Source organism: Mesorhizobium sp. WSM1386 (genome assembly GCF_055901595.1).
In genome coordinates this window covers 81,174-92,228 of sequence record NZ_CM148373.1, presented here as the reverse complement: position 1 = coordinate 92,228, position 11,055 = coordinate 81,174, and the positions used below count along the sequence as shown (strand labels likewise).

At 64.9% G+C, this 11,055-nt stretch carries 10 protein-coding genes and 1 tRNA gene; 2 read left to right on the top strand and 9 right to left on the bottom strand.

The genetic code is table 11. The features are described from left to right. Positions 1–7: 7 nt before the first annotated feature. Positions 8–3,409 carry an acyl-[ACP]--phospholipid O-acyltransferase gene (locus tag AC0NIH_RS00445; RefSeq protein WP_473463399.1) on the top strand — a complete coding sequence of 1,134 codons (3,402 nt, stop codon included), beginning with the start codon at positions 8–10 and terminating at the stop codon, positions 3,407–3,409. A 103-nt stretch (positions 3,410–3,512) separates the two neighbouring features. On the opposite strand, the gene AC0NIH_RS00440 is transcribed toward AC0NIH_RS00445, so the two are convergent. The 8 genes from AC0NIH_RS00440 to AC0NIH_RS00405 form a co-directional block, all read right to left on the bottom strand. Next, entirely contained in the window at positions 3,513–3,794 is a 282-nt protein-coding gene (locus AC0NIH_RS00440) for a GCG_CRPN prefix-to-repeats domain-containing protein (RefSeq protein WP_084018203.1), read from the bottom strand. Between the two features lie 108 nt (positions 3,795–3,902). After that, positions 3,903–4,364 (bottom strand): periplasmic heavy metal sensor, encoded by a 462-nt coding sequence (locus AC0NIH_RS00435; protein ID WP_023775724.1) that lies wholly within the window; start codon positions 4,362–4,364, stop codon positions 3,903–3,905. Continuing rightward, positions 4,361–4,807 (bottom strand): hypothetical protein, encoded by a 447-nt coding sequence (locus AC0NIH_RS00430; RefSeq protein WP_023766402.1) that lies wholly within the window; start codon positions 4,805–4,807, stop codon positions 4,361–4,363. Before AC0NIH_RS00430 ends, AC0NIH_RS00435 begins: the two co-directional genes overlap by 4 nt. 144 nt (positions 4,808–4,951) lie before the next feature. Beyond that, positions 4,952–5,494, bottom strand: a complete 543-nt coding sequence (locus AC0NIH_RS00425; protein ID WP_473463396.1) for an RNA polymerase sigma factor — start codon at positions 5,492–5,494, stop codon at positions 4,952–4,954. Positions 5,495–5,539: 45 nt separating this feature from the next. Further along, positions 5,540–6,013: an EF-hand domain-containing protein gene (locus AC0NIH_RS00420; protein ID WP_473463394.1), complete on the bottom strand. Its 474-nt coding sequence runs from the start codon at positions 6,011–6,013 to the stop codon at positions 5,540–5,542. A gap of 190 nt (positions 6,014–6,203) precedes the next feature. Further along, on the bottom strand, positions 6,204–6,392 hold the full coding sequence (locus tag AC0NIH_RS00415) for a YodC family protein (RefSeq protein ID WP_473463391.1): 189 nt from the start codon (positions 6,390–6,392) through the stop codon (positions 6,204–6,206). A 150-nt stretch (positions 6,393–6,542) separates the two neighbouring features. Continuing rightward, the gene (locus AC0NIH_RS00410) at positions 6,543–7,559 is read right to left on the bottom strand and encodes a YihY/virulence factor BrkB family protein (RefSeq protein WP_473463522.1); all 1,017 of its coding nucleotides are present in this window, start codon (positions 7,557–7,559) and stop codon (positions 6,543–6,545) included. A gap of 172 nt (positions 7,560–7,731) precedes the next feature. Further along, positions 7,732–7,807 (bottom strand) — tRNA-Thr (locus tag AC0NIH_RS00405). Positions 7,808–8,095: 288 nt separating this feature from the next. On the opposite strand from AC0NIH_RS00405, the gene AC0NIH_RS00400 reads away from it, so the two are divergent. Continuing rightward, positions 8,096–9,259, top strand: a complete 1,164-nt coding sequence (locus AC0NIH_RS00400) for a hypothetical protein (protein ID WP_352701074.1) — start codon at positions 8,096–8,098, stop codon at positions 9,257–9,259. Positions 9,260–9,284: 25 nt separating this feature from the next. On the opposite strand, the gene AC0NIH_RS00395 is transcribed toward AC0NIH_RS00400, so the two are convergent. Then, positions 9,285–10,886 (bottom strand): cisplatin damage response ATP-dependent DNA ligase, encoded by a 1,602-nt coding sequence (locus AC0NIH_RS00395; protein WP_473463388.1) that lies wholly within the window; start codon positions 10,884–10,886, stop codon positions 9,285–9,287. Between the last annotated feature and the right edge of the window lie 169 nt (positions 10,887–11,055).

The following is an 11,055-nucleotide window of genomic DNA, read 5'->3' as shown; positions in this document are numbered from 1 at the left end:
AATCGCCATGAACACGCATCTGATGTTGTCCCGGCGCTTTGCGCCCCTGTTCTGGACGCAGTTCCTGTCCGCTTTCAACGACAATTTCCTCAAGAACACACTGGTGTTCCTGATCCTTTTCACGCTGGCCGCCGACCAGGCGGCTTCACTGGTCACGCTCGCCGGGGCCGTCTTCATGGCCCCCTTCCTGTTGTTGTCAGCGCTTGGCGGCGAGATCGCCGACCGCTTCGACAAGGCGCTGATCGCGCGCCGGCTGAAATTCGCCGAGATCGCAGCGGCGGCAGTCTCCGTCGCCGGCATCGCGCTGTCGTCCATCCCGGTGCTGATGACGGCGTTGCTGATGTTCGGCATCATCTCGGCGCTGTTCGGGCCGATCAAATACGGCATCCTGCCCGACCATCTCGAGCGCAAGGAACTGCCCAAGGCCAACGCCTGGATCGAATCGGCCACGTTTGCCGCCATCCTCGGCGGCACCATTGCCGGAGGCGTCGTCTCGGCCGATGGCATCGGCGTCACCGTGTTCGGACCGATCATGATGGCCTTGGCCGTCGGCTGCTGGCTCGTCAGCCGCTACATTCCGGCAACGGGTTCGGCTGCGCCCGACCTCGTCATCGACAAGAACATCTTCCGCTCGACCTGGCGTCAGGTCTCGGAACTGCGCACCGACAAGCGGATCTGGCGCGCCGGACTGATGACGTCGTGGTTCTGGCTAATCGGCGCCATCGTGCTTTCGATCCTGCCGACCTTGATCAAGGATTCGCTTGGCGGCAACGAGATCGCCGTCACCGCCTATCTCGCTGTCTTCGCCGTCTCGATCGCCATTGGCTCGGCCATTGCCGCATGGATGTCGCAGGGGCGCATCGTGCTCTTGCCCGCTCCCGTCGGCACGGCGCTGCTGGCGTTGTTCGGCCTGCATTTGGCCTGGACCATCTGGAGCATGCAGCCTTCGCCCCAGGCGGACACCCTTAGCGCATTCTTCGCCGGTCCGAACACGATCCGCGTCGCGATCGACCTTGCCGGCATGGCCATCGCCAGCGCCTTCCTGGTGGTGCCGACCTTCGCCGCCGTGCAGGCCTGGTCGCCCGAAGCGCGCCGCGCCCGCGTCGTCGCAGCCGTGAGCATCGTCAATGCCGGCTTCATGACGGTGGGCGGTATCGTTGTCGCCTTGATCCAGACGAAAGTCTCCACCGGCGGCATCCTCTTCGGCCTCGCCGCGGCCAACGCCGTCGCTGCCTGGCTGATGCTGAAATATCTGCCGACCAACGCCTTCCGCGACTTCGTCTCCATCCTGTTCCGCGCCTTCCTGCGCCTGGAGATAGAGGGCATGGAAAACCTCAAGGCGGCCGGCAAGGCACCGATCCTGGCACTCAACCATGTCAGCTTCCTCGACGGTCCGCTGGCGCTGACGCTGACCGACGAGGAGCCGGTCTTCGCCATCGACTACACCATTGCCCAGGCCTGGTGGATGAAGCCGTTCATGAAGCTCGCCCGCGCCTTGCCGCTCAACCCGGCCAAGCCGATGTCGACCCGCACGCTGATCAAGATCGTCCAGGGCGGCGATCCGCTGGTCATCTTCCCCGAAGGCCGCATCACCGTCACCGGCGGGCTGATGAAGGTCTATGACGGCGCTGCCATGGTGGCGGACAAGACCGGCTCGATGGTTGTGCCGATCCGCATCGATGGGCTGGAGAAAAGCCCATTCTCCCGGCTGACGTCGCAGCATGTGCGCCGCCGCCTGTTCCCGAAGGTCAAGGTGATCATACTGGAACCGGTCAAGCTGGAAGTGGCGCCGGAGCTGAGGGGCCGCCAGCGGCGCGCCGCGGCGGGCGCTGCCCTCTATCAGGTCATGTCGGATCTCGTCTTCCGCACCCAGGACATCGACAAGACGGTGCTGGAAAAGGTCATCCTGACCGCGAATGAGCGCGGCATGAAACGGCTCGCCGTGCAGGACCCGGTCACCGGCTCGCTGAGCTATGGCAAGCTGCTGACGGCGGCCGCCGTGCTTGGCGAGAAATTCGAGATCCTTTATGCCGGCCAGCAGACGCTCGGCATCATGCTGCCCAACGCCAACGGCTCGTGCGCCACGCTGCTTGGCGTCATGTCGGCCGGCAAGGTGCCGGCGATGATCAACTTCACCGCCGGTGCCGCCAACATCCTCTCCGCCTGCAAGGCTGCCGGCGCGCGCACCGTGCTGACCTCGCGTGCCTTTGTCGAACAGGCCAAGCTCGGCGTGGTGGTCGAGGAGATGGGCCGGTCGGTCGACATCGTCTGGCTCGACGACCTGCGCGCAACCATCGGCCTCAAGGACAAGCTGCTTGGCCTGTTGCGCAAGAGCACGCCGCGGGTCGCCCGCAAGGCCACCGACCCGGCGGTGATCCTGTTCACCTCGGGTTCCGAAGGCACGCCGAAGGGCGTCGTGCTCACCCACCGCAACATCCTGGCCAATGCCGCGCAGGCGGCCTCGCGGATCGACTTCCACTCGGGCGACAAGGTGTTCAACGTCTTGCCGATCTTCCATTCCTTCGGCTTGACGGCCGGCACGGTGCTGCCGCTGATTTCCGGTGTACCGGTCTTCTTCTACCCATCGCCGCTGCACTACCGCATCGTGCCGGAACTGATTTATGCATCCAATGCGACGATCATCTTCGGCACCGACACGTTCCTCGGCGGCTATGCGCGCTCGGCGCACCCCTACGACTTCCGCTCGATACGCTATTGCTTTGCCGGCGCCGAACCGGTCAAGCCGTCGACCCGGATGACCTATATGGAAAAGTTCGGCGTGCGTATCCTGGAAGGTTATGGCGTCACCGAGACCGCGCCGGTGATCTCCATCAACACGCCAATGTACAACCGTTCCGGCAGCGTCGGCAAAATCATGCCCGGCATGGAGTATCGTCTCGATCCGGTGCCTGGTGTCGACGACGGCGGACGGCTGCATGTGCGCGGGCCCAACGTGATGGCGGGCTATCTTCGCGCCGAGAAGCCAGGCGTGCTCGAACCGCTGCCGGACGGCTGGCATGACACTGGCGACGTCGTCTCGGTGGACGAGGGCGGATTCATCACCATTCGCGGCCGCGCCAAGCGCTTCGCCAAGATCGGCGGCGAGATGATCTCGCTGGCCGCCGTCGAGGCGCTGGCCGGTGAATTGTGGAAAGGTTCGTTGTCGGCCGTTGCGGCGGTTGCGGATGCGCGCAAGGGCGAAAAGCTGATCCTGATCACCGAGGCTCCGGGCGCCACACGCGCGGATTTCCTGGCCTTCGCCAAGGCGAATGGCGCCATGGACCTGATAGTGCCTGCCGAAGTGCGCGTCGTCCCGAAAGTGCCGGTGCTCGGTTCCGGCAAGCTCGACTTCGCCGGCGTCACCAGGCTTGTGCGGGGAGAGCCGGTCGCCAAGGTCGAGGCCGCCTGATCAAGGCAGCGCTGCAGCACTCGCGCAGCGCGTGGCTTCGCAAAGATATCCAGTTTCTTCGGCTGGAGGGGCCAGGCGGCGAAGCCGCCTGGCCCACTCATTTCTACCAGTGGCGGTGCCAGCGGTGCCAATGACGATGCGGATGCCAGCTATGGTAGCCCGGGCCGACGATAAAGGGTCGCACGACGACGCGGTTAGGCACGCAGCGACCCCAACGGTTCGGATGCCATCCTATCCCGCAACCCCAGCGGACGTGCTCCACCAGGGCGGGAGCCGCCGGTTTGGTGACCGAAACGATCGGCATCGCATTGGACGTCGCGGCTGCCGCGACGGTTCCACTAACGGCCAGGACGGCAGCAGCTGCATACTTTGTCAGACGGTTCATCGTTGAACTCCGAGTGCTCGAGTTGGAAGATTGCCTGCCGCATCATGCGATCGGCCAGGCTTGGCCCTTCCCTCATTAAACGGCGTCAAAACCGTTTCCCGTCGGTCGTCACGGCGATTTTTTTGGTGCGGCGGCGGCGCGGCGTTCGACATGGCGCAGCAGCGCCTGCGCCAGTACGCTCCGGTTTTCGGGCGACGTATTCGCCGCGAAGCCGACAATCGCCTGTTCAAGCCGGGTGCGTACGGTCACATCGGCGTTGCGTGCGCGTTCGAGTGCAGCGGACAGGGCCGTGGCGTCCACAACGGGCTGCTGCAACAGCTGCGCTGCCTCTTGCCTTGCCTGCTGGCCATCGAGAATGATCTGACGGGAGTCCATGCGGACCTGACGCAGCGTCCTGCGGAATGCCTTGCGGTCCTGGTCGGGAAGCCGGCCGCTGGCCGATTCCAGCGAGTAACCCGGGCCTGCCCTGGCATTCCTCAGCCAGACGGCGCCGCTGACGAGGGCGCCGGCCAGAAAGACGTTCAGTACAATCGAAGCGATGACCAGACCACGGATCCAGCGCGTGCTCATAGGCTCTCCTCGCTGTTTTCGCCGTCGGGCCCGGCATCGCCGAACGCCGTGGCGTTGGCATCGAGTACATAGTGGTCGGGCTGAACCTCCGGCGTGACGACGGTCACCAGCGCCAGCCCCGCGACGGCGCCGGCAAGACCGATGCCCGCAAGTCCCATCCCAAGCCACCAGAACCGCTGGCGCCGACGCCGGGTGAGATGTTGGCCGGCAGTCCGCAGGATGGCGTCGTGCAGGGCCTTGCCTGGGTGCGGGACGCTGTAGCGATCGAGCAGGGCATCGAGCCTGCCGGCGTGCCCAGAAATGGCCTGGCCCGCCTCGCTTGAAGCGAACGCGGTCGCCGCCTCGCGTTCGGCTTGCGGCCATCGGCGCAGGTCGCTGCCATAGGCCGCGGCCAGTGTCGCGAAGCGCTTGGCGTCCATCGCCTGACTGTTCTCTTCGGTCATCTGTTTTCCCCTTGCCCAAAGGTGCCGCGTGTCCCGCGCGCTGTCGCAACGATGGAAACCGGTGCCCAGCCAGCAAGGCGTGACGGAAGCCGCGCATTCGTGGTCGTGCGTTTCTCGGTCATGCCTTTCTCGGTCATGCCCTTCTCAGTCATGGACACCATCCCTGGCCAGGATCGTCTGCAAGGCCCGCCGGCCGCGCGAAAGCAGGCTTTCCAAGGCATCGACGCTGATCTCCAGGGTCGCGGCCGCCTCTATGTTCGACATCTCCTGATAGTAGACCAGGACGATCGCCTCGCGCTGGCGCGGCGCGATCGCCTGCAGGGCCTGCTCGACGCGAAATGCGTCTTCCCGCGGGTGGGCGTCGGGAAGCGGCGCCGGGTCGGCCACGTCCGGCACAGCGTCGGTCACCCATTCGCGGCGCCGGCGCAGCCGGTCGTAGCACAGGTTGAGCGTCACCCGTTGGATCCAGGTGTCGAAGCGTGCATTGCCGCGCCGCCAGCTCGATGCATGACGCCAGATGCGCACGAAGGTTTCCTGCGCGACATCCTCGGCCTCCGCCGCGTCGCCCAGCATGCGCGTGGCCAGCGACAGGATGCGCGGCAGCTTGCGCGCGACGAGCGTCTGCACCGCCGCGGGATCGCCAGCACCGACCCGACGAACCAGCTCCTCGTCCGGATCGGCGCTCATCGGCTGGCGCGCTCCCGATATTCATCACGCTTCATGGCCTCTTGGTCATTGCTCCGGCTTGGGAGCGGATTTGTGGCCTGGCCTCTCGTCGGCCGTCAGAACGCCATCGCCATTCTTGTCCAGTTTGGCGAAGCGCTTGGCGAAGAAGGCATCGAGTTCGGCGCGATCGATGAAGCCGTCATGGTTGGAATCGACGCGCGCGAAGGATTTGGCGGGATCGGCCTTGCCGTTGTGCTTGGCCTGAAAGGCCTCCCACTCCGACAGGCTGATCTTGCCGTCGCCGTCAGTGTCGGCAGCCATGATCGCCTTCTCCCGCCGCTTCTGGAACTTGGCCAGGGTGAGGTCGGGCTTGGCCTTCGGCGCGGCGGGGACGGCAGCCGGCGGCGTGGTGGCAGCGGGCGCGGCGGCAGGCGGCGTAATGGCAGCGGGCGCGTCGGCTGGGGGCTGCGTCGCCGTCTGGGCGAAAGCGGCCACGGTCAGCAGGCTCAAGGCAGCGGCAAGGATCGAACTGCGTATCATGGTTCGGCGTCTCCGGTTGGCGCGTTGGCCACGGCCTGTGCCGAGGTCACGCTTCAACCGTTAAACGCCGCGACGGCGGAAATCCGTCGGTCGTCCTGTGCCGATCACGCCGATTGTCGGCGACACCGCGACAGCGCTGGTTCCGAAAGCGGTGGGAATGCCTCTGATCCAGCCCCTTCTGGGACAGGAATTATGTCGATTGGTCGTCGGGCACCAACTGGTCCGATTTGAAACCCGCATGTTGCGGGGTCCAGACGTCGCCTTCCTTGTTGAACCAATGGCACAGATACACGCCCGAAGCGGCACCGTCGCTGACCGTCATCCTCGGGCCTCCCGACTTCAGCTTGACGACGTCTCCGGTCCTGAAAGTGTTGGGCATTTTCGACCTCCCATGCTGACGTCCGAGTGTCCCACCAAACCTTTGTCTCGACAATGGCGGACATGCTTTGCCTGGCTTGTAAACGCACTGCTAGGCGTAGCCGGCCGCTTTCTCCGGATACTGTACGGCAGACCGTTATGTAACGGCACATCAATCTGCGATCTTGCCCAACGTGTCGGCGACGACCGCACCGCGCTTGCCCATCGGCAGCGGCGGCCCTGTGGTCGAGTCGATGGCCGTCTGGTGCTCCATCTCCGCATTGATCGCGGCGCCGACGATCAGAATGATGACGGAGATCCATGTCCACATCATCAAGCCCACGACCGCGCCCAGCGATCCGTAAGTCGCGTTGTAGTTGGCAAAATGTTGCAGGTAAAACGAGAAGAACCATGATGCGGCGATCCAAATCACGGTGGCTATCACGGCTCCCCAGCTAAGCCATCGCCACTTCGCATGTTCCCGGCTTGGTCCGAAACGGTAGAGCAGGGAAACGCCGGTCAGCATGGTGGCGATCAGGATCGGCCATCGAGAAACCGCGACCAGCGTCTCCGTCCAGGCATCAAGATAGAAGTAGCGCAACAGTGCTGGGACGACGCCCACCGTCAGCAACAGCACGATGCCGATCAGCAGGGCTCCGACCGTGAACAGGATCGACATCAGGTTGAGCGTGAAGAAGCTGCGTTTTTCGCGCTCTTCATAGGCGATGTTCATGGCATCGAAGAGTGCCTTCATGCCGCTGTTGGCGCTCCAAAGCGCGATGCCGAGGCCGATGAAGAAACCGGTTCCCAAGGCACTCGGCTTCTCTCTGGCTAAAGCCTGCAGCTGATCGCGAATGAGGTCGAGCCCGCCCGACGGCAGCAAGCCGCCGAGATAGGCGACATGATCGGCCACCGTGACGGGGTCCGCGACAAAGCCGTAAATCGAGATGAATGCCGCCAGCGCCGGGAACAGCGCCAGCAGCAGATAGAAGGTGGCGCCGGCCGCCACCAGCAGAACACGGTCCTTGTTGAATTCGTCCCAGAGCCGCCAGAAAATATCTCTCCAGCCGAGCCGTGGGATCTGCGACGGCCGATCCGCGTCGCGGCCCCGGTCCGTTTGGTGCGATTTCAGGCTCGTTTTGCCGTCTTCGCTCGTCGATGAGGCCCGACCAGCGGCTTCTGCGTCCATCAACGAGGATCGCTCGCCTGTCGTTCTCGGGCTTCTTTTCGCCTTGGAAGCCACAATGCGCCCCTTGTTCAGCAACTCCATAACGTCGGGGCGGCGCACCTGTTCCGGCGCGTTCCACGTCAATGCGCAGCCGCGTTCCGCGCAATTTCTGGCCGGAGATAAAGGTGAAGCTTGGTGCCGCTTGCGTGACTCGAACACGCGACCCCCGCATTACGAATGCGGTGCTCTACCAACTGAGCTAAAGCGGCCCGGGAGGCCGAAGCCATCCAAGATGGGCTGGGTGATAGACGCAACCGGCCGCGAATTCAAGATGCGACTTGGCAAATCGTTGAGGAGCGTCCATGGCGATGAAAACCGGGTTCACGCATCCCCAAGCGTGAAAATCGCCGCGATATTCCGATTTTGTTTGCCGGAATATCGCGAAGATGGACTTTGGACAGCCCGTCGAGGCAGAATGCGGCTGCCCGCCCGTTGATTGATTGGTCGCCTGCGGCTAACCATCACGCCAGGTTAGGCGATTTGCAGAGGGATTTCGCTTGGACGCGATCGAAAAAGCGATCCGGAACGCCTTGGAAAAGGGCAATGCCGAGGACCGCGCGTTCCGCGAGCGCGTCTACCGGTCGGCCTTTGCCGCGCTCGACCGTGCGCTCCAGGCCAATCCCGGCGTGACCGTGGAGATGGCCATCAAGCGCCGCAAGTCGATCCAGGCGACAATCACCGAAATCGAATCCGAGTTCCTGCCGGCGGTGCCGGATGTTGGCCTGGAGGTCGACGCAGCGACGGCCGAGCCCGCGCCCGGTGCGGCGCCCGCGCCCGGTGCGGCGCCCGCGATCGAGATCGGCGACAAGTCGCTATCGCCCGCTGCCGCCGTCGACAGCCCCGCGCAGCCCGCGTCCGACGCGCCGCGCTCGCGCGTGCTGCCGGTCGTCCCCGACATCATGCCGGACGCGACGCTCCCCCGTGCGCCGTCTATCGACATGTCCGCCCCCGCCACGTCCGGTGCCGCCACGGAAGTGGCGCCCGACCGCGACGAGCGCCGCATTCGCGGACGCCGCCTGCCGCTGACCGCCATCTTCCTCACGGTGACCGTGCTTGCGGCCGTAGGCATCGGCTTGTTTTTCGCCATGCAGACCGGCGTGTTCAAGACGGCGGCGCAGCTCGATACGGCGCCACCTGAAGCGCCGCCAACGGTCGAGGACGATGATTTCACCCCGGCCGACGGTGCCAACGCACCGGCAAAGCCGGGGTCCGCGGACCAGTCGCGCGACTGGATCAATGTTTTCTCGCCGACCGACCCGACGCATGTCGCCGCTCCGTCGGACGCCAAGGCCGAGGTGATGAAGGACGACAGCGGGCCGTTCCTGCGCATTCAGTCCGGCGCCTCCGGTTCGGCGGTTGCCTTCGACGTCGGGCAAGGCGTGCTGGAGAAGCTCGCCGGCAAGCACGCCGTGTTCGACGTCCTCGCCCGCGCCGAGGACGGCAAGGACACGCAGATCTCCATCGACTGCAATTTCGGCGAGCTTGGCGACTGCGGCCGCAAGCGCTACGCGGTCGGCCAGCAGCGCAACGAATATCTGTTCGACGTGAAATTCCCCGACAAGCGTCCAGGCTCGGCCGGAACCATCGCCATCAATTCCGATTTCGACAAGCAGGGCAAGGCGGTCGATATCTACGAGATCCGCGTCTCGATCGAGCCCTGAACGGAAGCTTCAGTTGTAAAGGGATCTATCGGTCGAGCAGTGCCTGCAGCGTCTCGATGCGGTCGGCCTCGTTGGCCGGCTTGTCCCAGCGCAGCCGCGAAATGCGGGGAAAGCGCATGGCGACGCCGGATTTGTGCCGGGTCGAGCGGTTGAGCCCTTCGAAGGCGACTTCCAGCACCAGCCCGTTGTCGCGGTCGGCCCGCACCGAGCGCACCGGCCCGAAGCGCTCGACCGTGTTGTCGCGGACATATTTGTCGATCTGCTTCAGCTCCTCGTCGGTGAAGCCGAAATAAGCCTTGCCGACCGGCACCAGTTCCTCCTCGCCCTCTGCTCCGGACCAGACGCCGAACGTGTAGTCCGAGTAGAAGCTCGACCGCTTGCCATGGCCGCGCTGGGCATACATCAGCACCGCGTCCACCGTATGCGGGTCGCGCTTCCATTTGAACCATGGGCCTTTCGGCCGGCCGGCGACATAGGTCGAATCCCAGCGCTTGAGCATCACCCCTTCGATGATCGGGTGTGGCGGCGCCCGGCGCAAATCCTCAAGCGCCTGCCACTCGGTGAAGTCGACGAAGGGCGACAGATCGAAGCGGCTCGGGTCGAGCGTCCTCACGAAGGCGTCGAGGCGGGTGCGCCGTTCGCGGAACGACAATCCGCGCAGATCCTCGCCGCCGATCTGCAGCAGGTCGTAGCAGCGCATGAAGGCCGGGTATTGCTGCTGCATCTTCGGGGTCACCGTCTTGCGGTTCAGCCGCTGCTGCAGGTCCGAGAAGGTTCCTGTCGCCTCTCTGGGATCGCCGACCAGCAGCTCGCCATCGAGCGTCGCGGAGAAATTCATGGCGTCCGCGAGGTCGGGAAAGGCGCCGGAGACATCGTCTCCGGTGCGCGAATAGAGCCGGCGGACGCCCCCTTCGGCCACGGCCTGGACGCGGATGCCGTCCCATTTCCATTCCGCCGCATAGTCGGCGGGATCAAGCTTTTCGAGATCGCCGTCACCGATCGGGTTCGACAGCATCACCGGGCGGAACAGCGCCAATGCGGTGTTGCGCGGTTTGTCGGCCTTGCCCTCGAGCCAGGCGAACAGCGCCGTGTAAGGCGGCGACAGCCCGTGCCAGAGCTCCTCGATCTCGGCGACATCGACCTTGCCGAAATCCGCCAGCGCCTGTTTGGCGAGCCGCGCCGACACACCGATGCGCAGGCCGCCGGTGACCAGCTTGATGATAGCAAAACGCGCCGAAATGCCGGCGCTGTCGAGCAGCCCCGCGAGTATCTTCGGGCCGTCGGAGCGGCTCGCCGCCTGCAGTTTCGCCACGACCTCGCCAAGCGTCGGCTCACGGTTCGGGATGTACCCCGGTGTCTGCGGCCAGACCAGCGACACCGTCTCGGCGAGATCGCCGACATAGTCGTAGGAATAGCCGAACAGCACCGGGTCCATGCGTTCGGTGACCAGGGTGCGCAGCATCGCCGGCTTGATCGCCGCTATGTTGAGATCGCCTGTGATGGCCGCCAGCGCCAGGCCGCGGTCCGGGTCCTCGACGCTGCGGAAATAGTCGGTCAGCAAGGTCAGCTTGCCATTGCGCGACGGCGTCAGCACCAGGCGGTCGAGAAGCTCGGCGAAGCGGTTCATGGTGACACTGGGCGAGCATGGCGCTTCGGCACACCCCCCTCTGTCCTGCCGGACATCTCCCCCGCAAGGGGGGAGATTGGCAGCTTCGATGCCGGCGCTTTCCTTGCGCCCTTGGCGATTGGCGAAAGCGGTGGTGACATCCGATCTCCCCCCTTGAGGGGGAGATGGC

Excerpts from the sequence above, each read along its gene's own strand:
- AC0NIH_RS00445 (WP_473463399.1), top strand. The coding sequence starts at position 8 with ATGAACACGCATCTGATGTTGTCCCGGCGCTTTGCGCCCCTGTTCTGG.
- AC0NIH_RS00440 (WP_084018203.1), bottom strand. The coding sequence starts at position 3,794 with ATGAACCGTCTGACAAAGTATGCAGCTGCTGCCGTCCTGGCCGTTAGT.
- AC0NIH_RS00435 (WP_023775724.1), bottom strand. The coding sequence starts at position 4,364 with ATGAGCACGCGCTGGATCCGTGGTCTGGTCATCGCTTCGATTGTACTG.
- AC0NIH_RS00430 (WP_023766402.1), bottom strand. The coding sequence starts at position 4,807 with ATGACCGAAGAGAACAGTCAGGCGATGGACGCCAAGCGCTTCGCGACA.
- AC0NIH_RS00425 (WP_473463396.1), bottom strand. The coding sequence starts at position 5,494 with ATGAGCGCCGATCCGGACGAGGAGCTGGTTCGTCGGGTCGGTGCTGGC.
- AC0NIH_RS00420 (WP_473463394.1), bottom strand. The coding sequence starts at position 6,013 with ATGATACGCAGTTCGATCCTTGCCGCTGCCTTGAGCCTGCTGACCGTG.
- AC0NIH_RS00415 (WP_473463391.1), bottom strand. The coding sequence starts at position 6,392 with ATGCCCAACACTTTCAGGACCGGAGACGTCGTCAAGCTGAAGTCGGGA.
- AC0NIH_RS00410 (WP_473463522.1), bottom strand. The coding sequence starts at position 7,559 with ATGGACGCAGAAGCCGCTGGTCGGGCCTCATCGACGAGCGAAGACGGC.
- AC0NIH_RS00395 (WP_473463388.1), bottom strand. The coding sequence starts at position 10,886 with ATGAACCGCTTCGCCGAGCTTCTCGACCGCCTGGTGCTGACGCCGTCG.